The 23,730-nt window shown below is 71.0% G+C and carries 23 protein-coding genes; 14 read left to right on the plus strand and 9 right to left on the minus strand.

Features of this window, described 5'->3' with window-relative positions; genetic code table 11:
• The first annotated feature begins 179 nt into the window (after positions 1-179).
• Both ABZW11_RS11170 and ABZW11_RS11175 read left to right on the plus strand, forming a co-directional pair.
• Positions 180-2,003: an ABC transporter ATP-binding protein gene (locus ABZW11_RS11170; RefSeq protein ID WP_355415114.1), complete on the plus strand. Its 1,824-nt coding sequence runs from the start codon at positions 180-182 to the stop codon at positions 2,001-2,003.
• Entirely contained in the window at positions 2,003-3,844 is a 1,842-nt protein-coding gene (locus ABZW11_RS11175; RefSeq protein WP_355415116.1) for an ABC transporter ATP-binding protein, read from the plus strand. Before ABZW11_RS11170 ends, ABZW11_RS11175 begins: the two co-directional genes overlap by 1 nt.
• Positions 3,845-3,868: 24 nt before the next feature.
• Here the strand turns inward: ABZW11_RS11175 and ABZW11_RS11180 are convergent, their stop codons facing one another.
• Positions 3,869-5,326 (minus strand): serine hydrolase domain-containing protein, encoded by a 1,458-nt coding sequence (locus ABZW11_RS11180; protein WP_355415118.1) that lies wholly within the window; start codon positions 5,324-5,326, stop codon positions 3,869-3,871.
• A 63-nt stretch (positions 5,327-5,389) separates the two neighbouring features.
• On the opposite strand from ABZW11_RS11180, the gene ABZW11_RS11185 reads away from it, so the two are divergent.
• Complete coding sequence (locus ABZW11_RS11185) at positions 5,390-6,112, plus strand: Clp protease N-terminal domain-containing protein (RefSeq protein WP_355415120.1); 723 nt, start codon at positions 5,390-5,392, stop codon at positions 6,110-6,112.
• A 144-nt stretch (positions 6,113-6,256) separates the two neighbouring features.
• Complete coding sequence (locus ABZW11_RS11190; protein ID WP_355415122.1) at positions 6,257-7,378, plus strand: serine hydrolase domain-containing protein; 1,122 nt, start codon at positions 6,257-6,259, stop codon at positions 7,376-7,378.
• A gap of 41 nt (positions 7,379-7,419) precedes the next feature.
• Here ABZW11_RS11190 and ABZW11_RS11195 read toward each other — a convergent pair whose 3' ends face one another.
• The gene (locus ABZW11_RS11195) at positions 7,420-7,890 is read right to left on the minus strand and encodes a PPOX class F420-dependent oxidoreductase (RefSeq protein ID WP_355415124.1); all 471 of its coding nucleotides are present in this window, start codon (positions 7,888-7,890) and stop codon (positions 7,420-7,422) included.
• A 68-nt stretch (positions 7,891-7,958) separates the two neighbouring features.
• Positions 7,959-8,387 carry an anthrone oxygenase family protein gene (locus ABZW11_RS11200; RefSeq protein WP_355415126.1) on the minus strand — a complete coding sequence of 143 codons (429 nt, stop codon included), beginning with the start codon at positions 8,385-8,387 and terminating at the stop codon, positions 7,959-7,961.
• Between the two features lie 186 nt (positions 8,388-8,573).
• On the opposite strand from ABZW11_RS11200, the gene ABZW11_RS11205 reads away from it, so the two are divergent.
• The 3 genes from ABZW11_RS11205 (at position 8,574) to ABZW11_RS11215 (ending at position 11,397) form a co-directional block, all read left to right on the plus strand.
• A complete protein-coding gene (locus ABZW11_RS11205; RefSeq protein WP_355415128.1) occupies positions 8,574-8,954 on the plus strand; it encodes a hypothetical protein in 381 nt (126 codons plus the stop codon).
• A 93-nt stretch (positions 8,955-9,047) separates the two neighbouring features.
• Positions 9,048-9,527: a phospholipase gene (locus ABZW11_RS11210; protein ID WP_355415130.1), complete on the plus strand. Its 480-nt coding sequence runs from the start codon at positions 9,048-9,050 to the stop codon at positions 9,525-9,527.
• Between the two features lie 64 nt (positions 9,528-9,591).
• The gene (locus ABZW11_RS11215) at positions 9,592-11,397 is read left to right on the plus strand and encodes a serine/threonine-protein kinase (RefSeq protein WP_355415132.1); all 1,806 of its coding nucleotides are present in this window, start codon (positions 9,592-9,594) and stop codon (positions 11,395-11,397) included.
• Between the two features lie 43 nt (positions 11,398-11,440).
• On the opposite strand, the gene ABZW11_RS11220 is transcribed toward ABZW11_RS11215, so the two are convergent.
• On the minus strand, positions 11,441-12,502 hold the full coding sequence (locus tag ABZW11_RS11220) for a glycoside hydrolase family 19 protein (RefSeq protein ID WP_355415134.1): 1,062 nt from the start codon (positions 12,500-12,502) through the stop codon (positions 11,441-11,443).
• 75 nt (positions 12,503-12,577) lie between these two features.
• On the minus strand, positions 12,578-13,015 hold the full coding sequence (locus tag ABZW11_RS11225) for a DNA-binding protein (RefSeq protein WP_355415136.1): 438 nt from the start codon (positions 13,013-13,015) through the stop codon (positions 12,578-12,580).
• Positions 13,016-13,205: 190 nt separating this feature from the next.
• On the opposite strand from ABZW11_RS11225, the gene ABZW11_RS11230 reads away from it, so the two are divergent.
• Both ABZW11_RS11230 and ABZW11_RS11235 read left to right on the plus strand, forming a co-directional pair.
• Entirely contained in the window at positions 13,206-14,555 is a 1,350-nt protein-coding gene (locus tag ABZW11_RS11230) for an ATP-binding protein (RefSeq protein WP_355415138.1), read from the plus strand.
• Positions 14,552-14,914: an RloB family protein gene (locus ABZW11_RS11235; RefSeq protein WP_355415140.1), complete on the plus strand. Its 363-nt coding sequence runs from the start codon at positions 14,552-14,554 to the stop codon at positions 14,912-14,914. The genes ABZW11_RS11230 and ABZW11_RS11235 overlap by 4 nt, the downstream gene beginning before the upstream one ends.
• Positions 14,915-14,983: 69 nt before the next feature.
• On the opposite strand, the gene ABZW11_RS11240 is transcribed toward ABZW11_RS11235, so the two are convergent.
• Both ABZW11_RS11240 and ABZW11_RS11245 read right to left on the minus strand, forming a co-directional pair.
• Positions 14,984-15,979, minus strand: coding sequence for a MerR family transcriptional regulator (locus tag ABZW11_RS11240; protein ID WP_355415142.1), 996 nt, complete (start codon positions 15,977-15,979; stop codon positions 14,984-14,986).
• 17 nt (positions 15,980-15,996) lie between these two features.
• Positions 15,997-16,887: a YegS/Rv2252/BmrU family lipid kinase gene (locus ABZW11_RS11245; RefSeq protein ID WP_355415144.1), complete on the minus strand. Its 891-nt coding sequence runs from the start codon at positions 16,885-16,887 to the stop codon at positions 15,997-15,999.
• 137 nt (positions 16,888-17,024) lie between these two features.
• Here ABZW11_RS11245 and ABZW11_RS11250 point away from each other — a divergent pair, with 137 nt between their 5' ends.
• From ABZW11_RS11250 to ABZW11_RS11270, 5 genes are read left to right on the plus strand one after another with little or no spacing between them, the layout of a single operon-like run.
• Positions 17,025-17,858: a trypsin-like peptidase domain-containing protein gene (locus ABZW11_RS11250; RefSeq protein ID WP_355415146.1), complete on the plus strand. Its 834-nt coding sequence runs from the start codon at positions 17,025-17,027 to the stop codon at positions 17,856-17,858.
• Positions 17,855-18,859 (plus strand): MoxR family ATPase, encoded by a 1,005-nt coding sequence (locus ABZW11_RS11255; protein ID WP_355415148.1) that lies wholly within the window; start codon positions 17,855-17,857, stop codon positions 18,857-18,859. The genes ABZW11_RS11250 and ABZW11_RS11255 overlap by 4 nt, the downstream gene beginning before the upstream one ends.
• Positions 18,860-18,865: 6 nt before the next feature.
• Positions 18,866-19,768 carry a DUF58 domain-containing protein gene (locus ABZW11_RS11260; RefSeq protein ID WP_355415150.1) on the plus strand — a complete coding sequence of 301 codons (903 nt, stop codon included), beginning with the start codon at positions 18,866-18,868 and terminating at the stop codon, positions 19,766-19,768.
• 31 nt (positions 19,769-19,799) lie between these two features.
• Positions 19,800-20,750, plus strand: a complete 951-nt coding sequence (locus ABZW11_RS11265; RefSeq protein ID WP_355415152.1) for a VWA domain-containing protein — start codon at positions 19,800-19,802, stop codon at positions 20,748-20,750.
• 36 nt (positions 20,751-20,786) lie between these two features.
• Positions 20,787-21,857 (plus strand): VWA domain-containing protein, encoded by a 1,071-nt coding sequence (locus ABZW11_RS11270; protein WP_355415154.1) that lies wholly within the window; start codon positions 20,787-20,789, stop codon positions 21,855-21,857.
• On the opposite strand, the gene ABZW11_RS11275 is transcribed toward ABZW11_RS11270, so the two are convergent.
• Both ABZW11_RS11275 and ABZW11_RS11280 read right to left on the minus strand, forming a co-directional pair.
• On the minus strand, positions 21,854-22,237 hold the full coding sequence (locus ABZW11_RS11275; protein WP_355415156.1) for an RNA-binding S4 domain-containing protein: 384 nt from the start codon (positions 22,235-22,237) through the stop codon (positions 21,854-21,856). The genes ABZW11_RS11270 and ABZW11_RS11275 overlap by 4 nt on opposite strands.
• Before the next feature lie 4 nt (positions 22,238-22,241).
• Positions 22,242-23,729, minus strand: a complete 1,488-nt coding sequence (locus ABZW11_RS11280; protein WP_355415158.1) for an aromatic amino acid ammonia-lyase — start codon at positions 23,727-23,729, stop codon at positions 22,242-22,244.
• Between the last annotated feature and the right edge of the window lies 1 nt (position 23,730).

The raw sequence follows: 23,730 nt of genomic DNA on the forward strand, positions 1-23,730 counted from the left end.
CGTGCGGGGCCGGGTGTGCGGGGCCGGGTGTGCGGGGCCGGGTGCGCGGTGCCGGGTGCGCGGGGCCGGGTGCGCGGGGCCGGGTGCGCGGCGGCCGTTTAACCGGTGGGAAACTGTCGGACCCCGGTGATACACATCAGGTCCGCGTACGCTCACCACCGGCCGGGGAGACCATGTCCGTGACCACCAGCTCCGAGTTCGTCGTGACCGGTCCGCGCTTCGACCGGCGCGGCCCGGTGCGCTGGCTCTGGTCCCATCTGCGCCGCCATCCGCTGCAGCTCGCGGGGTTCCTCGGCGGCTCGGTCGTGATGACGGTGCTCAACTCCGCCGTCCCGCAGCTCACGGGGGCCGCGTTCGACGCCGTGCTGGGCGGCGGTGGCGCGGCGGCCCGCACGCTGGGGCTGATCGTGGCGACGCTGCTCGCCATCGTCGTCGCGCGCGGGCTGTTCGACCTGGTGGCCCGCATGTCCAGCGAAATGCTGGCCAAGCGGCTCGAACGCGACGCGCGCGACGAGCTCTACGCCGGCCTGCTCGGCAAGAGCCAGACCTTCCACAACCGGCAGCGGGTCGGTGACCTGATGGCCCGTGCCGCCAACGACATCAGGCAGTTGTCCTTCATGATCTCTCCTGGCGTCGATCTGATCGTCGACTCGGGGCTTTCAGGGCTGGTGCCGCTGTTCTTCATCGCCGCCATCGACCCGCGGCTGCTGCTGGCGCCCGGGGTGTTCGCGGTGATCTTCGTGTTCGCGCTCTGGCACTACATGCGCCAGCTCAACCCGGTCGCGACGCAGATGCGGGAGCAGTTCGGCGAGGTCAACGCCGGGCTCAACCAGGCGGTGCGCGGCATCGAGGTGATCAAGGTGATGGCGCAGGAGGGGCAGGAGCGGGCGCGGTTCCGTGCCAACGCGCGCCGCTACCGGGATCTTTTCGTACGCAACGGGCTCGTCCAGGCTCGCTACCTGCCGACGTTGCTGTTCGCCTGCGCACTTGCCGGAGCTTTGTGGCACGGGCTCTATCTCCAGGGCATGGGTGCGATCAGCGTGGGCGACCTGGTGGCGTTCATGGGGCTGATGGTCATGCTCGGCTTTCCCACCCAGATGTCGATCTTCACGTTCTCGCTGGTGCAGATCGGCATCGCCTCCTCGCGGCGCATCCTCGGCATCGTGACCGCCGAGACCGAGCTGCACCAGCCCGCCGACGGGCATGCCGGCCGCATATCCGGCGAGATCGTCTTCGAGGACGTCACGTTCGGCTACGACGACGGCGAGCCGGCGCTGCGCGGGGTCAGCTTCACCGTCGAACCCGGCGAGACGGTGGCGATCGTGGGGGAGACCGGGTCGGGCAAGAGCACGCTGACCAAGCTGGTGCCGCGCATCTACGACGTCACGTCCGGGCGCATTCTGGTCGATGGCGTGGACGTACGCGCCTGGGACCTCGACTCGCTGCGGTCCCAGATCTCCACGATCGAGCAGGACATCGTGCTGTTCTCGCGGTCCGTGGCCGAGAACATCGCGTTCAGCATGGGGCAGCGAGCCGATCGCGAGGCCGTGGTCAGGGCGGCCGAGGACGCGCAGGCCGCCGAGTTCGTCGCCGAGCTGGAAGATGGCTACGACACGGTGATCGGCGAGCGTGGGGTCACCCTGTCGGGCGGGCAGCGGCAGCGGCTGGCCATCGCGCGGGCGCTGCTCACCGACCCGGCGATCCTCATCCTCGACGACTCCACCAGCGCCATCGACTCCGCGACCGAGGACAAGATCCAGCAGGCGATCGGGCGGGTGCTCGAAGGGCGTACGACATTGCTGATCACCCATCGGCTCTCGCAGATCCGCTGGGCCGACAAGGTCGTGCTGCTGCGGCGGGGTGAGCTGGTCGACTGCGGGACCCATGACGAGCTGATCGCCCGTAGTCGCCTCTACCGCCGCATCTTCGCTCATTACGACGAGGCCGACTACGCCGGGCCCGATGCGCAGGCGCTCGCGCAGGAGCAGGGGGGTGTGCGCTGATGGGCTTCATCATGGACGGCCTCGACGCCGAGGACTACGACCGCACCTACAACGATCGTGACCTGTTGCGCCGCATCCTGACCTACTTCCGGCCCAAGCTGGGGTCGATGGTGCTGGTCGCCGTGATGATCGTGCTGTCGTCCACCAGTCAGGCGTTCGTGCCGCTGCTGACCAGCCACGTCGTGGACGCCATCGCCGACGGCTCGATCGGGCGGGTCGGGTGGATGTTCGTGCTGGGGCTGCTGGCGGCGGGGGCGCTCGGGTGGGTGTTCAACTTCGTACGCCAGTCGTTCAGCTCGCGCGTCACCGGCGACGTGGTGCTCAAGCTGCGCGAAGACGCCTTCGACGCGGTTCTCGAGCGTGACATGTCCTTCTACGACGAGACGCCGTCCGGGCGCATCGTCAGCCGGGTCACCTCCGACACCGATGACTTCGCCACGGTCTCCACCCTGACGATGGATCTGATCAGCCAGGTCCTGATGGTCGGCATCGTCACGGCGCTGCTGTTCCTGCGCAGTGTCGAGCTGGCGCTGCTGACGCTGCTGATCGTGCCCGTGGTGGTGGGGCTGGCGCTGCTGTTCAGGCGGCTCGCGCGGGCCAGCACCCGCCAGGCGCAGCGCTCGCTCAGCCGGGTCAACGCCAACCTGCAGGAGACCATGGGCGGCATCGCCGTCGCGAAGAACTTCCGCCAGGAGCAGCAGGTCTACGACGAGTTCCGGCCGATCAACCGGCAGAGCTACCAGGTGACGCTGCGGCAGGGGTTCGTCTTCTCCGGGATCTTTCCGGTGCTGTTCCTCGTGGCGGGGCTGGCGACCGTCGCGCTCGTCCAGCTCGGCGGCTCGGCGGTGCTCAGCCGAGGGCTGACCGCCGGTGACTGGTACCTGTTCCTCCAGGGGGTCGCGCTCTTCTGGATGCCGCTCACGTCCATCGCGGCGTTCTGGTCGCAGTTCCAGCAGGGGCTGTCGGCCTCGGAGCGGGTGTTCGCGCTGATCGACGCGCCGGCCCGGGTCGTGCAGACCGACGCGAAGCCGGTCGGGCGGCTGGCCGGACGCATCGAGTTCCAGGGCGTCACGTTCGGGTACGACCCCGCGCATCCCGTACTGCGCGACTTCGACCTGACCATCGAGGCGGGCGAGAGCGTGGCCCTCGTCGGGCACACCGGGGCCGGCAAGTCCACGCTCAGCAAGCTGATCACCCGGTTCTACGAGTTCCAGGACGGGAAGCTGCTGATCGACGGGCATGACATCCGTACGCTCGACCTCGGCTCCTACCGGCGGCAGATCGGTGCGGTGCCGCAGGCTCCGTTCCTGTTCAGCGGCACCGTCGCCGACAACATCCGCTACCCGCGGCCCGACGCCACCGACGAGGAGGTGCTCGCCGCCGCCTCGGCCGTGGGCGACGGCGACTGGATCGAGGCGCTGCCCGACGGGCTGCGGACCGACGTCGGCGAGCACGGGCGGGCGCTGTCCATGGGGCAGCGGCAGCTCGTCGCCCTGGCCCGGCTGCTCATCCAGGACCCGGCCATCGTCGTGCTCGACGAGGCCACGGCCAGCGTCGATCCGCTGACCGAGGCGCAGATCCAGGAGGGTCTCGACGTGGTGCTCGCCGGCCGCACCTCCATCGTCATCGCCCACCGGCTGTCCACCATCGAGCACGTCGATCGCATCATCGTGCTCGACCACGGGCGCATCGTGGAGGAAGGCGACCACGCCTCGCTGCTGGCGCGCGGGGGCCGCTACTGCCAGGTCTACAACACCTACTTCCGCCACCAGTCCCCGAACTACCGCGCGGGAACGGGCTTCGTCCCGGTCAGCGACGCCCAACTGACCGGCTCCGCCTGACGGGGCTGGGCGTCGGCAGGTGGGTCATGAGGCGGCCTTGGCGCGGGCCTGGGCGCCCAGGTTCGGGACGCCGAGTTGTCTCTTGAGGAGTTCTGCCTCGTGGTCCGGGAGTTCCCGGCGGATGGTCAGGGCGTTGTCCACGAGGGGGTTCGCCGTCAGGCGGACCTGGCGGACGCCTTCCGCGAACGCCTCGGAGTCCCAGCCACCTGTGACCTCGGCTTCTGCGGCCATTCTGGTGATCGACTCCGGGGTGGGCGGGGTGGCTATGCCGAGGCGGGTGGTGAGGCGGTCGCCTACCAGGAGGCCCGCCAGGTAGCTGCGGCCCGAGACCGGGGAGCGGCGGGGGCGGGGGTCGGTGCCGTGGACCCAAGCCGTGACGACGTCGGCGACCAGGCGGGCGGCGGCGTGGCTGGGGCGGTCGGAGAGGCCGAGATCGCCGAGGTCGTACTGGTTGGTGGAGATGACCAGCACCACGCGGTCCTTCATCCAGCCTCTCGTGAAGTGGTTCCAGCCCCACAGGTACTCGCCGCCGTGGCCGATGTACGGGTGGTCGCCGCCGTCGAACACGTTGAACACGAAGCCCACGGACGCCTCCGCGCTGGGGCCCGTGAGGGTGCCGCCAGACGCCTGGGTGGTGAGCATGTCTTGGGTGGTCTCCGGCGCCAGCACCCGGCCTGAGTCCAGTTCGCCGCCGTTCAGGAGGGCCAGGATGAAGCGGGTGTGATCGGACGGCGTGGTCAGCGCCGAGCCGGCCGGCCAGTCGCCGGGGTAGAGGGGCGGCAGCGTGAGGCGGAGGCCCGGCAGGGTGGCGTAGCCGGTGGAGCGGCGGGCCAGCAGGTCGGCGGGCACGTGGTCGGGGTGTTGAGCGCGCGGGAACACCGTTGTGGTCATCCCCAGCGGGGCGAACACGTGTCGCGCGACCCACTCCGAGAACGTCACGCCGTCGGGGTTGAGCAGCTCGACCAGGTGCCCGACCAGGGCGATGCCGATGTTGCTGTACGTGTAGCGCTCGCCGACGGGCGCGGCCCAGAACGGCAGCAGCGTGCCCCCGTACGCGTCGGACCGGGCCTCGGTCAGGACGCGCCGCAGGTGCTCGCCCAGCGGCGGGGGCGGGACGTGGTCCCAGTTGCCCATGTTCGTGCCCAGGCCGCTGCGATGGGTCAGCAGGTCGCGCAAGGTGATGGAACGTTCCCCGAGAGGGTTGCGTACGTGCTCGTCCAAGGGGTCGTCCAGGCCGATCACGCCGCGTTCGACGAGCTGGAGGGCGGCGACGGCGGTGTACGCCTTGCAGTCGGAGCCCGTGGGGCCGACCGTGTCGGGGGTCATGGGGCGGCCGGTGGCGACGTCCGCCAGCCCGTACGCCCTGGTCAGCGCCACCTCCGTGCCCACGCCGACGGCGAGTGAGAGACCGGGGGCGCCGCAGTGGCCGAGGATCTCCGGCGTGAGGACGTCCAGCGCCTCCGCCAGCTTCTTGATGTCCATGCGTCAACGATGGCCTTGACGCTTCCAAACTGTCAAGGATTACCTTGACAGCATAATGGGATAGTGCCCGAGCTGCCCGACCTCACCGCCCTGCTGTCGATCGTCGAAGAGCGCAGTGAGGCCGCCGACCCCTTGAGCCGCCTCACCGTCGCCGAAGGCGTGCTGTCCGAACTGGAGGGGGTCGGCGACCGGCTGCTCGGCTACCTCGTCGAGCTGGCCAGGGCCGAGGGCTGCTCGTGGTCCGACATCGGCGACCACCTCGGCATCAGCCGCCAGGCCGCCCAGCAGCGGTACGGCCGCCGCTGGTCCAGCCTGACCGTGGCCGACCTCGCGCAGTCGGGCGCGTTCGACCGCTACACCGGCCGCGCCAAGCAGACCCTGGAACGGGCCGAGGCCCACGCCCGCCGGCGAGGGGCCACCGCCGTCGGGGCCGATCACCTGCTGCTCGGCATCCTCGACGATCCGCAGACGCTGGCCGTACGGGCGATCGCCGCCCAGGGCGCGGACCCGGCCGCGCTCAGGGCCGACCTGGAGCGGCAGCTCACCGAGGGTCCTGGGTCGCCCGCCGCGCTGCCCATCGGCGCCGACGCCCGCCGCGCCCTCCAGGCGGCGCTGCTGGAGACGGCCGAGCTGCGGCACAACTACGTCGGCACCGAGCACCTGCTGCTCGGCCTGCTGCGCGAGAAGTCGGTCGGCCTGCTGCGCGAACGCGGGGTCATGCTCGAACCGACGCGCGCCGCCGTACGGGCGGCGCTGGAGGCGATCCTGCGCGCCCGGGAAAGCTAGCGACAGGCAGAATCCAGCCGCAACGCAGTGGGCGGGCGCGGGTTGGTGCGGGGATGACGGAAGAGGTGGTACAGCTAGCGCTACCTTGTGCCGGCCCGTCTACGGGATCGCGACGGCCTGACCGCGCTCAGTAGCGTTTCCAGCATGATCACTCGACGCACCCTCCGCTGGACCGGCGCCTCCGCTCTCGCCCTCGCCGTCCTGGCCGGCCCCGCCGTGACCGCCGCCCACGCCGCCGCCCCCGAGGCGCCTTTCCAGGACGTTCTAGACGACCTGGTCACCAACGACAAGTTCCCCGCCGCCATCGCGACCATCCAGGACGAGGACGGCGAGATGACCGACTACACGGCAGGCAAGGGCGAGCCGCCCGCCGACGGGTACGTACGCATCGGCAGCAACACCAAGACCTTCACGGCGGTGACGATCCTGCAGCTGGTCGGGGAGGGGAAGGTCAAGCTGGACGGCCCGGTCGAGAAGTATCTGCCGGGCCTGCTGCGCGGCAAGGGCGTCGACGGCCGGCGCATCACCGTACGGCAGCTGCTCCAGCACACCAGCGGCCTGCCCGAGTACACCGACTTCCTGGCGAAGGGCGCGCTGCCGTACCAGCACACCTACTTCCAGCCCCGCGACCTCCTGGACATGGCGCTGAAGAAGAAGGCCCAGTTCGCGCCCGGCACGAAGTGGTCGTACACGAACACCAACTTTCTCGTCGCCGGCCTGATCATCGAGAAGGTCACCGGCCGCCCGGCCGCCGAGGAGATCGAGAAGCGGACCGTCAAGAAGCTGGGCCTCATCCACACGTACTTTCCGAACGTCGGCGACCAGAGCATCCGCGACCCGCACCCGACCGGCTACCACCGCGACGACCCGGCCAAGCCGATGACCGACGTGTCCACCTATGAGCCGTCCGGCGCGTGGACCGCCGGCCAGATGATCTCGACGCCGAGCGACCTCAACCGCTTCTTCACCGCGCTGCTCGACGGCAAGCTGCTCAAGCCCGCGCAGCTCAAGCAGATGCGCACCACCGTCAAGGCGCCTGAGCTGGGCCCCGGCGGCCGGTACGGGCTCGGCATCAGCGCCGTCAAGCTGTCCTGCGGGGGCACGGCTTGGGGCCACGGCGGGGCGATCCCCGGTTTCTACACGACGAACGCCGCCACCGAGGACGGCCGCGCCGCCGCCATCGCGGTCACCCACCTGCCGACGACCGCGCCCGCCCAGCAGCACGTCGAGGCCGCCCTGGACGCGGCCCTGTGCGCGAAGTCCTGAGGCGGCCCTGTGCGCGAAGTCCTGAGGCGGTCCTGAGTCTGTCAGTCCTTGTCCACGAGGCGGGCGGGGAAGCCGCCCGTCGCGATGGGCCCCCAGCGGTCGATGGTGATGCGGATCAGCGACTTGTCCTGGCGGCGCATGGCCTGGCGGTATTCGTCCCAGTCGGGGTGCTCGCCGGCGATGCACCGGTAGTACTCGACCAGCGGCTCCAGTGCGGCCGGCATGTCGAGCACCTCGGCCTGCCCGTCGACCTGCACGTAAGGGCCGTTCCAGTCGTCGGACAGCACGCACATCGACACGCGGGGGTCGCGGCGGGCGTTCACGGCCTTGGCGCGGTCGGGATAGGTGGACACCACGATGCGGCCTGACTCGTCCACACCGCACGAGACCGGCGAGAGCTGGGGGCGGCCGTCGGAGCGGGTGGTGGAGAGCAGGCCGTGGTGGCGGGGACGGAGGAAGTCGAGCAGGTCGGGGAGCTCGACGCGGCGGGCGGTGGCGATGCTCGGTGCCATCTGCAGATGCCTCTCATGACGCAGTCAGTGCAACAAGCCCGATCCTGCCACCCGCCCGGGAACGCTCTTCACAGGGTGGTCAGTCCGACGCCGGCCAGGACGAGGCCCGCCGCGCAGGCCACGGTCCTGATCGTGTTCCAGCGGGTCCAGCGCGGCGCGTACTCCTGGTAGGACATGGTGCCGGCGTCCAGGGCGTTGTTCATCGGTACGTTGATTGCCACCGTGACGAGGAACGACCCGACCGCGTTGACCGCCGCCGCGGCGTAGAACCACGGCGAGCCGCCCACGATCCCGGCCGCCAGCGCGGCCAGGGGCGAGCCCATGAAGGCGATGTACAGCCACGGGTTGAGGATCTTCCGGTTGATACTGCGCATCGCCGCCTCGGCCTGGGCGGGGTCGATGGCGTTCAGACCCGGCATGACGGACATGGAGAAGGCGTAGAACAGGCCCGTGAGGGCGCCGTGCAGCAGGAGGGTGATGAGAGCCAGAAGCATCATGCCTTCATGGTGGCCCGCAGCAGGTGAGACGGGCCATGGTCGTTCCGCTCATGCGCATAAGAGAGCGTCTCAAGGTCGCTGTGACGGGCGTCACGTTCGCTGTGTGCATTCGTCCACAGTTGTTCTGCGCGGGTCTCCGTAATGTCCCTGTCAACGGATCACACCGACGACGGGGAGGAACCCGACATGCGTAAGACTCTGGCGATCGCTGCTCTTGCCGGTTCGATGGCTGTCACCGGCCTGGCGATGGCCGCGCCGGCCCAGGCCGGCACCGGGACGTCGTGGGGGAAGGTGTTCTCCAGCGACCACAAGGCGTACACGTTCGGCAAGACGTGGAAGTCGGGTGGCAAGGTGTTCACGAAGTGGTACGGGGTGGACAAGCGCGGCGGGAAGAAGGGCTGGGTCTGGTTCGAGGTCTACCAGAACGGCCACTGGACGAAGTTCAACAAGGCGTGGGACGGCAAGGTCGTCGGCACGTGGAGCGGGCACGGGATCAAGAAGGTCTACACGTTCACCTGCTGGGCAGGGAAGTTCGACAACTGCGGCAAGAAGTACCGCATCTACTAAAACTTGGGGGAGGCCCCAAGCGTGTCTCCCCGCGTTGACGGGTGATCGGGCGAGGCTTGCCTGGACAGGTTCCGGCCCGACAGGCAGGCTCTCATGCTCGGACGATCCTTCGCCGCCCTCGCCCTGACCACCGCCGTTCTCACGCATCCGGCTCCGGCGCACGCCGTGACGCTGGCACAGAAGCTGGCCACGCTCGCCGCGTTCACCCAGCCCACCGACGCCAGCTCGGCCGCCTGGCGGGACGCCTGGTCCGACCAGGGGTCGTGGGCCGCGTACGCCTTCGACTGGACCACCGACCAGTGCTCGGCCAGCCCCGACAAGCCGCTCGGCTTCGACTTCAGGATGCCCTGCACGCGGCACGACTTCGGCTACCGCAACTACAAGGCGGTCAGCCGGTTCGCGGAGAACAAGGCGCACGTGGACGACGCCTTCCTGCACGACCTGCGCCAGGTGTGCGCCGGTCACGAAGGGGCGCGCAGGAGGGTGTGCGAGCGGCTCGCCTGGTCGTACTACCAGGCGGTGCGGCGGCTCGGCGCGCTGGTGCCGGGGGACAGGCTCGACGAGTTCGCCTGATACCGGGGGACTCCGGGCGATAGTCTGCTCGCGATCATCGTCGTCGCGGGCGGAGGGGGAAGCGGTGCCAGGCCCGACGCGCGACCCGGAGCAGGTGGGGCCGTACCGGATCGTGGGGCGGCTCGGCGCCGGCGGAATGGGGGTCGTGTACGCCGGCGTGGACGCGGCCGGGCAGCGCGCGGCCGTGAAGCTCATCCACGACTCGCATGCCGCCGACCAGGAGTTCAGGGCGCGGTTCCGGCGCGAGGTCGCGATGCTGCGCCGGGTGCGGGGCGCCTGCTGCGTACGCATCCTGGCCGACGGCGCCGGCGCGGCGCGGCCCTGGCTGGCCACCGAGTACATCGCGGGCCTGACCCTGACCGAGCACGTCGCCGAGCACGGCCCGCTGCGCGGTGACGAGCTGTACGGCCTGGCCGCCGGGCTCGCCGAGGCGCTGACCGCCGTGCACGCGGCCGGGGTCGTGCACCGCGACCTGAAGCCGTCCAACGTGATGCTGTCGCCGGACGGGCCCCGGCTGGTGGACTTCGGCATCGCCCGCGCCCTCGACGGCACCGCCCTGACGGCGACCGGTCACGTGGTGGGCTCGCCGGGGTGGGTGAGCCCCGAGGAGTACGCGGGCGGCCCGACCGGTCCGGCCGCCGACGTGTACGGCTGGGCGCTGGTCGTCGTGTACGCGGCGACGGGGCGGCAGCCGTACGGGAGCGAGCGGCCCGAGGTGCTCGCGCTGCGCGTGCTGCGGAACCCGGTGGACACCACCGCCTTACCGCCCGCGCTCAGAGCCCTGGCCGATCGGGCCCTGTCGAAGGCGCCCGAGCAGCGGCCGGCGATGGGCGAGGTGCTCGCGGCGGTCGCCACCGCGTGGCGCGGGCAGCCCGTCGCCCCGGTGGACGCGGCCGCCGACATCACCGACCGCGTCAAGCGCACCTGGCCGTCCCGCACGGGCAGCGCACCTCCCTGGCCGGGAGCCGCCCCCGGGCCCTCGGGGCAGCCGGCGACCGTGCCGCCCCGGCGTCGCGTCAAGGTCGTGCCGGTCGCCGCCGTCGCGACGGCCGCCGTGCTCACGGGCGTGATCCTGCTGAACACCCTCCCTGGCGCGACCACCGCCCAAGGACCGGACGCGACCGAGACCACCGGGCAACGACCGAACGCCACCGAGCCCGGCGAGCGGGAGCCGACCAGCACCACCGGCCGGGATGTCACCCCCGCCACCGAACCGGCCACCCGCACGTCGGCACCCGCGCCCCGTACCCAGGCCGGCCTGGCCGCCGCCCTGGACCTCGCGCTCAGCGCGACCCCCGCCGCGACCTTCTCGTACGAGGGCGGCTTCACCCAGAGCGCGGCCACCGCCGTGGCCTCCGGCCGCCTGCACCACGACGACGCCTCCGACTCCGACGCCTTCACCATGCACGTGACTCCCGCCGACGGCTCAGGAGCCGCGGACTACGTCATCGCGGACGACGAGCTGTACGTGGACCGGCCGGGCGCCCGAGCCCTGTCCCTGGAGCAGAAGACGGCCGACAAGCCGTGGTTCGCCCTGCTGGTAGCGGGCACCGCGGGACCGTCCGTCATCAGGGACGTCGTCCAGAACAGCACGACCTTCCAGGTCAAGGGCCGCACCTACTCGGGTGGTCTGCCCACCACCACGGCGGCCGGCCGGCTGCGGACCCTGCTCGCCTCGTGGCTGGGCGGCCAGGTGCCGGACGACGACAAGTCCTTCATCACGTACGAGCTGACCCTCGGCTCCCAGAACCGGCCCGCGAGGTTCGAGCTGGCGTGGAAGGTGCCGATGGGCTCGAACGGCACGTACGAATCGGTCTTCACCACCAAGTACGCCAAGTGGCAGGAGTCCGGCGCGATCACCAAACCCTGAACGGCCCGCCACCAGAGGGGGCGGGCCGTCGGAGATGAAGGGGTCAGCAGGAGAGGTTGCCGCCCGGCGAGACGCCGAGGATCTGGGTGAAGCGCTGGTAGGTGGTGATCCGGCTCTGGACCTGCGCCGGGTTGCCGCCGTTGCACTCCACGCGGCCGTTGATGCTCCGGATGGTCTCGCCGAACCCGCGGCCGTTGACGATCGCGTTGTGCGCGGTCATGGTGCCGGGGCCGTTCTGGGTCATCCAATACCAGATGGCCGTCTTCCAGGCGACGGACGCGTCCTGCTGCACCAGCCACGGGTTGGTGAGCAGCGGCAGGCCGAGCGCGTCACCCGCGGCCTTGTAGTTGTAGTTCCAGCTCAGCTGCATGGGGCCGCGGCCGTAGTAGGCGGACTGGCCGGCCGGGCAGCCGAACGACTGGCCGGGGTCGCAGTAGTGGGAGTAGTTCGCGGTGTTCTGCTCCACGATGTGGACGAGGCCGCCGGTCTCGTGGCCGACGTTCGCGAGGAAGGCCGCCGCCTCCTGCTTCCTGACGGTGTCGCTGCCGGTCTTGGCGAAGGCGGGGTACGCGCTCAGGGCCGCGACGAGGCCGCTGTAGGTGTAGAAGGAGTTCCGGCCCGGGAACATCTGGTCGAACTGCGCCTGGCTCACCACGAACCCGGACGGGTCGGGCGGCGGGTCGGTCGGGCCGCCGCCGTCGCAGGTGTACGGATCCCAGTACCAGTGGCTGATCACCGGGTCGTAGCCGGGGTTCTCATGGACGGCGATGTAGTGGTTGCCGTCGGTGTAGCGGACGATGCTGCCCACGGCGTACCACTGTCCCGCCACCCAGTTCGGGTAGTTACAGGACGTCCCGCCGCCGCTGCCGCCGGTGCAGGTGCCCTGGTCGGCCCAGACGGCGGCGCTGCCCGGCGTCTCGCCCTGGGTCCACCACTGGGCCCTCCAGTTGCGCCCGTTGTACGACGCCGTCGCCCCGCCGGTGTAGACGGCGGAGGAGCTCCAGGCGCCGACGCAGGCGGCGGCGTTCGCCGCACTCGGCACGAGCACGGCGAGCACGCCCGCGGCCAGGCATAACGCCGCCAGGTGGGCCAGGAGTCTACGCACGTGACCACTCCCTCGATCTCTTAGGAAAGTTTCCTAAGGATTAACGGAGAACCTGCCCCCGCGCAAGGCCCAAAGTCAGGGCGCCTCCTCGGCGGCCGTCCGACCGGCGAGCCGCTCGTACCGCTGCCGAGCCGCCTGTGCGGTGCCCAGCCCCAGTCCGAACGCGATCTCCTGCCACGTCATCCCACGGCCTCGCGCCATCTCCAGCAGCCCGGCCTCCAGCGCATCCATCTCACTCCGCACCAGCGGAACAAGACTCAACGTGGCGGTGATGTCCGCCTGATCCACGGCCGGCTCCCCGTCGTCGAAAGAGGCGGCCCCGCTGAGCAGGAACGTCACCAGCCTGACGGCTTCATGCGGCCCGAGCATCGAGGGATGAACCTGCCGAAGCCGCTGCTCGTCGGTGGCGGCATGCCGCTCGGCGATCCGGAAGAGGGACGCGTGGACACGCTCGGCCCGCGCCTGCTCGGGGTGCGGCGGGATGAAGGGATCGGACTGCTGGGAGTTCTGCATGGACTCACTCTGCCGACAGCAACGGAACTTTGTCAACTTACTGTTGCAAACAGTCTGTTTAAAAGCTTCGGCGGCCTGTCCCCATTGGCGGCTTTTACTGTCGTTGGTGCATGGCCTAAGGCGACGACGTCGTTGCGGTTACGGTCAATCTGAATTGTGAAATTGCAGGTTTTCCGAAATAATCGCTCTCATGATGGACAGCGAAGCGGATCGGCTCTCGATGCTTCTGGCGTTTCGGGCGGAGAACATCTACTCGTTCTATGACGAGTTGGACTTTTCGCTGGAGGCGACGGCTCAGGCCGAGGAGGGCGTGCCGAGGGACGTCCACTGGCACCGGAAGAGCGGCCGGCCCCTCCGGGTTCTCCCTTCGGCAGGCGTGTTCGGCGCCAATGCCTCGGGCAAGACGAACCTGCTCAAGGCCTTCCACGACCTGCGGGAACTCGTGCTGTTCTCGTTTCGGTCCGGCGACCCGTCCGGGGGCGTTCACCGTCACTGCTTCCGGCTCGACCCTGAGGCGGCCGAGCAGCCGACCCGTTACGAGGTCGATCTCGTGCTCGACGGCGTGCGTCACGAGTACGGCGTCATTCTGGACAACAGGCGCGTTCTCCACGAATGGGCATACCGCTATCCGCACGGCCGCGCGGCACTGCTCTTCGAGCGCAAAGACGGCGAACAGGTGGACATACCCGCAGGTAAGCGGACGATCGGGCGGGCGATCGAGCGCATCGTCAGGCCGAATGCCCTTTTCCTGTCGGCCGCGGCTGCGGGCGGCCATCCTGATCTGCTCCCGCTCTACGACTGGTTCGGACGGAATCTGAAGCTGGCAGAGGCCTCCAGCAGGCAGGCGAGATGGGCGTTCACCGCGCAGCTCCTTCGCGAGGATTCGAGCAGGGAACAGGTCCTGGCGCTCCTTCGCGCGGCGGATCTCGGCATCGCCGACGTCAAGATCCGGCCTCCCGACCCCAAGGTGCTCGATCGAGTCCGCCGCGCCATGCTGATCCTGGCCGGGCACGAGGACGACGCCGAAGGATTCCCGGACATCGACCTCACCGAGCTGGGTTTAGTGCTCACCCACCGTGGCACGCGCGACGACGTCGACTTCAACGTGTCGGAGGAGTCGCTGGGCACCCTCGTGTGGCTGGGGATCGTGGGGCCCGTCTTCGAGGCTCTCCAAGCGGGGACCGTGCTGCTGGTCGACGAGCTGGAGTCGAGCCTGCACCCCATCCTCACCGAGCGGATCATCGGTCTGTTTCAGGATCCCGAGGCCAACCCCAAGGGAGCGCAGCTCATCTTCAGCTCCCATGCGCCTTCGCTCCTGGGCAACGCGACGCGCCCGCGCTCTCTGGGGCGGGACCAGATCTGGTTCACCGAGAAGCTCGCGGACGGCCGAAGCCGCCTTTACCCCCTGTCGGACCTGTCACCACGCCAGGAGGAGGCCATCGGTAAGCGGTACCTCTCCGGCCGTTACGGTGCGACGCCCATCGTCAGCCATGAGGAGTTCGTCGAAGTCGCCCGCCTCATAACCGGTGGCCACGAATGACCCGTAAACCGCGCAGCCGTACGCAGAGGGCACCGGCGAAGCTCAGCACCAGGCGGACGCTCTACGTGTTCACCGAGGGCACCAAGACCGAGGTGCTCTACCTGCAGCACTGGAATCGGCTCTTCAGGGACCGGGTCATCGTGACCATCGATGACTTCCACAGCGTTCCGCTCGCTCTGGTCCGTGCGGCCAGTGAGCGCAAGCGAGCGGACCAGCGCGAGGAGAAGCGCGGGCGCGGTCGTGCCTTCGACGAGTACTGGTGCATGTTCGACGTGGACGAGTTCCCGAACCTCCCGGAGACTGGTCGACCGCTACGAGGCCGCCCGTCGGCGGGCGCAGAAGCTGGACGGCAAGCATGAAGGCGATGGCTCTCCTGCGCGGTCCAATCCGAGTTCGGGTGTCTGGCAGCTGATCGACCATGTCCGAGGTTAGCGCGAATCCGATGGATGATCCGTCGTGGCGAGGAGGGCGGTGGCGAGCCAGGTGAAGGGGAAGGGGGGGTCGGGTGGGGTGGCGTTGATGGTGGCCACCAGGGACAGGTATCTGCCGTGGGTCGAGTCGAAGGCGGGGTCCTCGTCCAAGGGCTCGCGTTCGATCTCTGCGATCAGGCGGAACTTGGCGGCCAGGTCGGACGTGAAGGCGGCGTCCGGCTGTTCGCCGGTCAGGTCGGCGGTGGCCGCGGCGAGGCGGGTGGCGGCGGCTCTTACCTCGGGGGCGTCCGGTGGGAGGCCCTCGCGGTGGGCGGTCAGTAAGGACGCCATGATCTCTGTTCCCGTCACGTGGATGAACTCCTGGACGGGGGTGGTGGTCATAAGGCGGGCCTGTGGGGTGGTGTAGGCGTCCTGGAGGTAGGTGCGGACTGCTTGGCGGAAGTCCGGGTCTCCTACCAGATCGCCAAGCTCGATCCAGGCTTCCAACTGGGTGGCGGTGGGGTCGTCGGGCAAGTGGGGGCGGATGGCTCGAAGGCTGTCTACGAAGATGGGGGAGGCGTCCAGCCCCGCGCTGACTTCCGTCCAGAAGTCGTCGATCAGGCGTTCGCGCTCCTCGTCGGACATCGACACAAGCCGCTGCATGAGGGCGGCCTGCTCGATGGTGCCGCCCTGGCCGACCAGTGTGCGGAGCACCGCGCGGCGGGCGCGCAACGTGCGTTCCTGGCGTTCGACCAGCTCAAGGTGCAGGACGAACAGGTCGTGCAGGGTGGTCTCGCCGGCCAGGAGGCGGCGGATGTCGTCCAGGCCCGTGTCCAGGTCGCGCAGGGTGCGGACGAGGTCGAGACGGGCGATGGCGCGCAGGTCGTACCGGCGGGTGCCGGACCCGGTCAGGCGGGTGGGGGCGACGATGCCGGCGTCGGCGTAGAAGCGGATCGCGCTGACGCTCAGGCCGGTGCGGCGGGCGGCGTCCCCGATCGAGTAGAACTCGTCCATGCCGCCACTATGGGACCTCAAGCCGCTTGAGGTGCAACCATCCGCCAGGCGTGGGGCTCGACGGTCCAGGTGCGGGCGGCGTGCGGGCCGGCCAGCTCGCCGTCGGCGTTGATGTGCAGGCCGGGGCCCGACACGTGGACGCGCGTCCCGCGTACGGTGACCACCTCCGGCCGGTCGGTGTGCCGGCCGAGCTTGAGCAGCACCCCGTACATGAGCCGCTGCAGCGGGCCGGTGGCGAACGAGACGACCACGTCCGCGAGCCCGTCGGAGGGGCGGGCGTCGGGGGTGAGGGGCGTGCCGCCGCCGATCGAGGTGCCGTTGCCGATGCCGACCATGAGAACCCGGCGCCGGCCGTCCGCGACCACCTGGCCGTCCACCTCCACCTTGAGCGGCATTCCCTTGGTACGCGCGCCCGCCACCAGACTCCCCACCGCGTACGCGAAGCGGCGCAGCACCGGCTTGAGCGGCGTGGCGGTGCGGGCCGCCTCGACGCCCACGCCGATGTGCACGGCGTTGACCACGATGCCGCCCTCGTCGTCGCGCAGCAGATCGAGCGGCCGGGGACGGCCCGACGCCGCCGCCCGTGCGGCCTCCACCGGGTCGAGCGGTACGCCGAGCCCGCGTGCCAGGTCGTTGCCGGTGCCCAGCGGGATTAGGCCGACGGTCCTGGTGGCCAGCTCGTCCCGTTCTGACAGGGTGGCGACCAGGGTGTGCAGCGTGCCGTCGCCGCCGAGGACGACCGGGTCCCGGTCGGGGTGCTCGTCCAGGGCCTTGGCCAGCGCGCCGGGGTCGTCGAGACGGACCTCCACGGTGTCGGCGTGCTCGTGCAGCACGGTCATGATGTCCGCGACCACGTCGTCGCCGGCGCCGCCCGCCGCCGCGTTCACGATCGCCAGCAACCGGCGCATGGACCCCTCCCTCGCCGCGCGTCCTCTACGGGGCCGACGCCTACCCCTACGCAAGCCGTCAAACCAGGAGGCGGTTCTCATGAAGTTCTCAGGCGAAGTTTGTAGCACTTTCGCCTGAGATTTATGACTATGGGGCGATGGAGCGTGTGCCGCAGGCGGACCGTGCGGCCACCGACGTCAACGGGGCGCAGGCGGATGAGGCAGCCCAGGGGGCCGGGGCCGGGCAACGCGTCCGGTGGATCGTCGCCGCAGGTGCGGCGCTACTGGTCGTCGCGGTCCTGGCGTACGCGCTGGGCAGCGTCACGGGCGGCGCCGAGCAGGCCGCGCCGAGCCCCAGCCCGACACCCTCACCCAGCGCCACCCTGACCGTGCCCGACGTCTTCGAACGCGTCGGCCCGTCGGTGGTGGTCGTCCAGGCGGGCAAGTCGTTCGGTACGGGAGTGATCGCGGCCGACGACGGCACGATCCTGACCGCGCACCACGTCATCAAGGGCGCGAAAGAGGTCACACTCCGCTTCGCGGACGGCACCAAGGCCAAGGCGGCGGTCACGTCGGAGAGCCCGAAGCTCGACGTCGCCACGCTCAAGCCCGCGAAGCTGCCCGAGGTCCTCGTCCCCGCGACGCTCGGCGGCGGCGTGACCGTCGGCGCGCCCGTGATCGCGATCGGCAACCCGCTCGGCCTGACGTACAGCGTCTCCACCGGCGTCGTCTCCGGCCTGAACAGGACCGCCGACCGCACCTCCGACGACGGTGACCTGAACGGGCTCATCCAGTTCGACGCCTCCGTCAACCCGGGCAGCTCCGGCGGCCCCCTCCTCGACGCGCGCGGCCTGGTGATCGGCATCGTCGTCTCGATCGCCGACCCGGGGGGCGACGAGGCGTTCGCCGGGATCGCGTTCGCGGTGCCGATCGGTGCGGCACTCGGCGGCGACGACGGCGACGGCCCGCCCGGCCAAGGACTGCAGATATGAGACGAAGGGACCCCATGACCCCGATGGAGCCGGGCCGGACCCACCCGCTCGAACAGGTGCTGTTCGAGGTCAAACGCACGATCGTCGGACAGGACGTGCTGCTCGAGCGCATGGCCGTGGCGCTGATCGCCGACGGCCACCTGCTGGTCGAGGGCGTGCCGGGCCTGGCCAAGACCCTCGCCGTACGCTCGCTCGCCGCCGCCGTCGACGGCAGCTTCCAGCGCGTGCAGTTCACCCCCGACCTGGTGCCCGCCGACCTCGTCGGCACCCGCGTCTACCACCAGCATTCCGGCGAGTTCAGGACTGAGCTCGGCCCCGTGTTCGCGAACCTGCTGCTGGCCGACGAGATCAACCGCGCCCCCGCCAAGGTGCAGAGCGCCCTGCTGGAGGTCATGCAGGAGCACCAGGTGACGATCGGGCGCGAGACGTTCCGGGTGCCTGAGCCGTTCCTGGTCATGGCGACGGAGAACCCGATCGAGTCGGAGGGCACGTACCCGCTGCCCGAGGCGCAGGTCGACCGGTTCATGATGAAGGTGATCGTGGACTACCCGGCCCAGGCCGAGGAGCAGGCGATCGTCGCGCGGGCGCTGCGCCCGCCCGAGCCGCCGCAGCCGATGCTGACCACCGGTGAGCTGATGGCGATGCGGGAACGCGCCCGGCAGGTGTACGTCGACCCGGCGATCGTCGACTACGCGGTCCGCGTGGTCACCGCCACCCGCTCGCCGGCGACGGCCGGGCTCGGCGAGCTGGAACGGTACGTCACCCACGGCGCCAGCCCCCGGGCCTCCATCGCGCTCGTCACCGGGGCCAGGGCGCTGGCGTTCCTGCGCGGGCGGGACTACGTCCTGCCGCACGACCTCGCCGAACTCGCCCTCGACGTGCTGCGCCACCGCCTCGTCCTGTCGTACGAGGCGCTCGCCGACGACATCGACCCCGACACGATCGTCACCAGGGTGCTCGGAGCCGTCCGCGCCCCCGACGTCGTTCTGCAGAACCGCTGACCCGCCATGGCAACCGCCCCAGAGAAACTCCTGCTCCGCCTGGAGTGGAAGGTCGTCCGCAGGCTCGACGGCCGGCTCCAGGGGGCACACCGCACCACGTACCGGGGCTCCGGGATCGACTTCACGGGGCTGCGGGCGTACATGGAGGGCGACGACGCCCGCCACATCGACTGGAACGTGACCGCGCGGCTGGACGTGCCGCATATGCGGGTGTTCACCGAGGACCGCGAGCTGACCGTGTGGCTCGTGCTCGACCGGTCGGCCTCGATGGCGGCGGGCCGGCCCGGGCGGGCCAAGCACGACGTGCTAGCCGAGCTGGCGCTGGTCCTCACCCGGCTGTTCGGGCGGGGCGGGAACCGGGTGGGGGCGCTGTTGTACGACACGGGGATGCTGCGCGTCGTGCCACCCGGCACGTCCCGCAGACACGCCCTCCGCATCGCCGCCGAACTGGACCGCACGGCCGAGCGCGCCTCCGGCGGACGTCGTGGCGGCGGCGCGACCACTGACCTGGCCGAGATGCTGGATGCGGCCGGACGGCTGGCCCGGCGGCGCGCCCTCATCCTCGTCCTGTCGGACTTCATCGGCGAAGGCGACTGGGAACGCTCGCTCCAGCGCCTGGCCCGCCGCCACGAGGTGGTCGCCCTGCGCATCGTGGACACCGCCGACGACGTGCTCCCGGAGGCCGGCCTGATCGTGGTCGAGGACGCCGAGACCGGCGAGCAACTCGTCGTGGACTCCGCCGATCCCCTGCTCCGCGTCCGCTTGCGCGAGGCCGTGGCGACCCGCGAGGCCGGCCTCACCGCGGGCATGCGCCGCGCGGGCGTCCCCGTGCACCGCGTGGAGACCGAACGCGACCTGGCCGAGACCCTCGTCGAGGTCGTCGCCAAGACCAGGGACCGGCGCTCATGACCGGCCCCGCGACACCGGTGGAGGAAATGTCATGACGCTGTCCTCGCCGTTGTCGCTGGTCGTCGGGTTGCTGGTGACGGTGGCGCTCGGCTGGGCGGTCGTCGTGTCGGGGCGCCGCCGCAAAGCGGCGCTCGCCGCCGCCGGCGTCGCCCTGGCCGGAGGACGCCGTACGTGGTTCGGCGCCGGGCTGACGATCGCCGGCGTCGCGGTGCTCGCGATCGCCACAGCGGGGCCGACGGCCATGGTGCCGGTGCCGCGTACGGCGGGCACCGTCATCCTCGCCATCGACGTCTCCAACAGCATGGGCGCCGACGACGTGGCCCCCACCAGGCTGGCGGCGGCGCAACGGGCGGCCCGCGCGTTCGTGGCGGCCCAGCCGGACAGCGTGGACATCGGCGTCGTCGCGTTCGAACGGGGCGCGCTCACCACGGCCCGCCCCGACGCCGACCACGCCAAGGCGCTCAAGGCCATCGACCGGCTGAAGGTCGCCGGCGGCACCTCGCTGGGCGCGGCCATCGCGGTCTCGCTGACGGCGATCAGCGGCAAGCAGGTGACGATCGACAAGGACGGGAACGTCCCGGACATCGGTTACTGGCCGTCGGCGACGATCGTGCTGTTCTCCGACGGCCAGAACCAGGGCCAGGGCCTCGACAAGGCCGCCGAGGTGGCGCAGACGGCCGGCGTCCAGGTGCACACGGTCGGCGTCGGCACCACGGCGGGCGCGACGGTCAAGGTGGACGGCTACAACCTGCAGACCTCGCTGGAAGAGGAGACGCTGACCAAGATCGCGCAGACGACGGGCGGCGACTACCACCCCGCCTCCGACGCCGCCCGGCTCGACGGCATCGCCGACACCATCGACCTGCGGCTCACCGTGTCCGACGAGCCGCTGCCCCTCGCCGGCGGGCTGATCTGGCTCGCCCTCGCGCTGCTCACCGCGGGAGCGGCGCTCACCGTGCTCCGCTCTGGACGGGTGATCTGAATGCTTCTGAACCGGACGTCCTGGCAGGTGGTCTGAGTGACGTTCTCGTGGCCGTGGGCCCTGCTGTTCGCGCTGGTCATCCCGCTCATCTTCGCCGTGCGCTGGTGGGCGCTGCGCCGCCGGCGGCGGGCCGCCGTACGCGTGACGTCGATCGCGCTGGTCCGCACCGCCGTGCCGGGGCGTACGCGGTGGATCAGGAAGATCCCGCCGGCCCTGTTCGTCGCGGGCCTGGCGCTGCTCGCGGTCGGGGCCGCGAGGCCGCAGGCGGAGGTGCCGGTGGCGCAGCGGTCGACGACGATCCTGCTGGCCCTCGACACCTCGGGCTCCATGTGCTCGACGGACGTGGAGCCCAACCGCCTGACGGCCGCCAAGAAGGCCGCCGCCGCGTTCATCGAGTCGCAGCGCGGCGGGCCGCGCATCGGGCTGGTGACGTTCGCCGGCACCGCGGGCCTGCTCGTCCCGCCGACCGACGACACTGACGCGCTGATCAAAGCCATGGAGAACCTGACCACGGCCCGCGGCACCGCCATCGGCCAGGCCATGCTCACCTCGATCGACGCGATCGCCGAGGTGGACCCGTCCGTCGCCCCCACCGGCGCGACCCCGCCCGCCGGCGACGCGGGCGACGGGGGTTACGCCGCCGCCGCGATCGTCGTGCTCACCGACGGCGCCAACACCCAGGGCGTCGACCCGCAGACCGCCGCCCAGGAGGCGGCCCTGCGGCACGTCCGGGTCTTCCCGATCGGCTTCGGCACCACCACGCCGTCGCCCATGGTGTGCGAGAACTCCCAGTTCGACGGCCGTGGCTTCGGCTCGTGGGGCGGCTGGGGCAGGGGCGGCTTCGACAGGGGACGCAACGTCCGCATGATCGACGAGCCCGCGCTCAAGCAGATTGCCGAGACGACCGGCGGCTCGTACCACCGCGCCGAGAACGCCGACGAGTTGGAGACCGCCCTGGACTCGCTGCCCGGCGCGTTCACCGTCGTCCGCGAGAAGGTGGACACCGCGGCCGGCTTCGCCGCGGGCGGCGCGCTGCTCATCGGCGCCGCCCTGGCGCTCTCCCTGTGGTGGAACCGCCCGAGGCAAAGTGCCGGGGCGGCCCGCTAGTCCCGCCGTCCCAGCAGCTTCTCGATGCTGCGGCGCTCGCGCTTGGTGGGACGGCCCGCGCCCCGCGCGCGTACGGCGACCGTCACGGCCTCCTCGCGCGGCGGCGGGGGAGGGCTCTTGTCGACGTAGCACTCGGCGGCCACCGCCGCGCCCACCCGCTTGCTGATGATCTTCGAGACGACGACGATCCGTTCGTGGCCGTCGTGCCGCAGCCGCACCTCGTCGCCGGGACGGATCGCGTGGGCCGGCTTGACGCGTACGCCGTTGACCCGCACGTGACCGCCCCGGCAGGCGTCGGCCGCGACCGACCGGGTCTTGGTCAGCCGCACCGCCCAGATCCAGCTGTCGACCCGCGCGCTCGGCTGCTGCTCACCTGCCATTCCGTCACTTTACCGACATGGCCGCCCCGGTGAGCAGGTCGGCGGCCGTGCGGACGTCGGCGTCCAGCGGCCGGTCCGGGTCGATCGGCGGGATCGCCTCGGCCAGCGCGTCGAGCAGCGCCGCGCAGGCCGGGGCGGTCGGCCGGCGCGCGCCGACGTGCGCGGCCTGCCGCAGTCCCACGGCCAGCGAGCCGCACAGCAGCCGCAGCAGCCCCGCCATGTCGTACGCCCGCAACGCCGCCTGCGTCCCGAAGGGCACCACGTCCTGGTTGTGCAGGTTCGTCGGCAGGCTCTGCATGCCGGCCGGCACCGCCGCACGCCGCAGCTCCGCGACGAACGCCGTCGTCGCGAGCTGCACGCCCTGCATGCCGTGCTGCCGTCCGGGCCCGGCGGCCAGCATCGGCGGCAGCCCGCCGTTGCGCGCCGGGTCGACGAGCAGGTCGAGCTGCCGTTCCGCGAGGTTGCCGAGCTGCGCGACGACCATCGCCAGCACGTCGGAGGCGAACGCGGCCGGCTGGCCGAAGAAGTTGCCGCCGTGCACCACGAGATCGTCGTCGGGAAAGAACAGCGGGTTGTCGGAGACGCTCGACAGGTCGGCCGCGACGACGCCGTCCACGTACCGCAGCGCGTCCTCGGCCGCGCCGAGCAGCTGCGGCGAGCAGCGGATGCTGTACGGCTCCTGCAGCGCCCGCGTCCCCGAAGGGCGTGCCCCGGCCAGGGTCTTGCGCATGCCGTCGGCGACGTCCGCCGCGCCGCGATGCCCGTACGCGTCCAGAAGCCGCGGATCGAGGAACTGCGGGTCGCACCCGAGCAGGTCGGCCAGCAGGCACGTCAGCGTCTGGACGGCCCGGTGCGCGGCGCGCACGCTCTCCAGCGCCAGGGCGGTCGCGGCGGTGGTGAGCGAGGTGCCGTTGACCAGGGCGAGCGCGTCCCTGCCGTCCAGCGCCAGCGGGCTCAGCCCGCTCTCGCGCAGCGCGTCGGCGGCGGGCATGCGCCGGCCCTCGACGTACGCGTGCCCCCGGCCGCGCAGCGCCTGCGTGGCGTAGGCCAGCGGGATCAGGTCGCCGCTCGCGCCGACCGAGCCGTAGCGCGGGACCGCCGGGACGAACGTCGTCCCGAACATCGCCGCCAGCCCGTCCACCACGTGCGCCGACACCCCGGACAGGCCCTGGGCGAGCGACCACACGCGCACCAGCAGCGCCGCCCTGGCCACGTCGAGCGGCAGGTCAGGGCCCTGCCCCGCGCCGAGATGGGCGAGCGTGTTGTCGCACTGGCCGGCCTCGTCCTCCCGCCCGGCGAACCCGACCAGCGCTCCGAACCCGGTCGTCGCCCCGTACACCGGGCGGTCCTCCTCCTTCAGCACCTCGCGCAGGTGGCCACGGCCGCGCTCGACCCGGCCCCGTACGCTCGCGTCCACCACGACGGACACGGGAGCCGCGGCGCGGCGGAGGTCGGCGGGACAGAGCGGGGCGGTGAGTTCGATGTCGCTCATG

Source organism: Nonomuraea sp. NPDC004580 (assembly GCF_040609855.1).
Classification (GTDB): Bacteria; Actinomycetota; Actinomycetes; order Streptosporangiales; family Streptosporangiaceae; genus Nonomuraea; species Nonomuraea salmonea.

Bases quoted from the DNA above. Each gene is read 5' to 3' on its own strand.
- ABZW11_RS11210 (WP_355415130.1), top strand. From the start codon at position 9,048: ATGCTCGGACGATCCTTCGCCGCCCTCGCCCTGACCACCGCCGTTCTC.
- ABZW11_RS11190 (WP_355415122.1), top strand. From the start codon at position 6,257: ATGATCACTCGACGCACCCTCCGCTGGACCGGCGCCTCCGCTCTCGCC.
- ABZW11_RS11200 (WP_355415126.1), bottom strand. From the start codon at position 8,387: ATGATGCTTCTGGCTCTCATCACCCTCCTGCTGCACGGCGCCCTCACG.
- ABZW11_RS11260 (WP_355415150.1), top strand. From the start codon at position 18,866: ATGGCAACCGCCCCAGAGAAACTCCTGCTCCGCCTGGAGTGGAAGGTC.
- ABZW11_RS11245 (WP_355415144.1), bottom strand. From the start codon at position 16,887: ATGCGCCGGTTGCTGGCGATCGTGAACGCGGCGGCGGGCGGCGCCGGC.
- ABZW11_RS11175 (WP_355415116.1), top strand. From the start codon at position 2,003: ATGGGCTTCATCATGGACGGCCTCGACGCCGAGGACTACGACCGCACC.
- ABZW11_RS11230 (WP_355415138.1), top strand. From the start codon at position 13,206: ATGATGGACAGCGAAGCGGATCGGCTCTCGATGCTTCTGGCGTTTCGG.
- ABZW11_RS11180 (WP_355415118.1), bottom strand. From the start codon at position 5,326: ATGGACATCAAGAAGCTGGCGGAGGCGCTGGACGTCCTCACGCCGGAG.
- ABZW11_RS11275 (WP_355415156.1), bottom strand. From the start codon at position 22,237: ATGGCAGGTGAGCAGCAGCCGAGCGCGCGGGTCGACAGCTGGATCTGG.
- ABZW11_RS11255 (WP_355415148.1), top strand. From the start codon at position 17,855: ATGAGACGAAGGGACCCCATGACCCCGATGGAGCCGGGCCGGACCCAC.
- ABZW11_RS11250 (WP_355415146.1), top strand. From the start codon at position 17,025: ATGGAGCGTGTGCCGCAGGCGGACCGTGCGGCCACCGACGTCAACGGG.
- ABZW11_RS11265 (WP_355415152.1), top strand. From the start codon at position 19,800: ATGACGCTGTCCTCGCCGTTGTCGCTGGTCGTCGGGTTGCTGGTGACG.
- ABZW11_RS11195 (WP_355415124.1), bottom strand. From the start codon at position 7,890: ATGGCACCGAGCATCGCCACCGCCCGCCGCGTCGAGCTCCCCGACCTG.
- ABZW11_RS11280 (WP_355415158.1), bottom strand. From the start codon at position 23,729: ATGAGCGACATCGAACTCACCGCCCCGCTCTGTCCCGCCGACCTCCGC.
- ABZW11_RS11235 (WP_355415140.1), top strand. From the start codon at position 14,552: ATGACCCGTAAACCGCGCAGCCGTACGCAGAGGGCACCGGCGAAGCTC.
- ABZW11_RS11225 (WP_355415136.1), bottom strand. From the start codon at position 13,015: ATGCAGAACTCCCAGCAGTCCGATCCCTTCATCCCGCCGCACCCCGAG.
- ABZW11_RS11205 (WP_355415128.1), top strand. From the start codon at position 8,574: ATGCGTAAGACTCTGGCGATCGCTGCTCTTGCCGGTTCGATGGCTGTC.
- ABZW11_RS11240 (WP_355415142.1), bottom strand. From the start codon at position 15,979: ATGGACGAGTTCTACTCGATCGGGGACGCCGCCCGCCGCACCGGCCTG.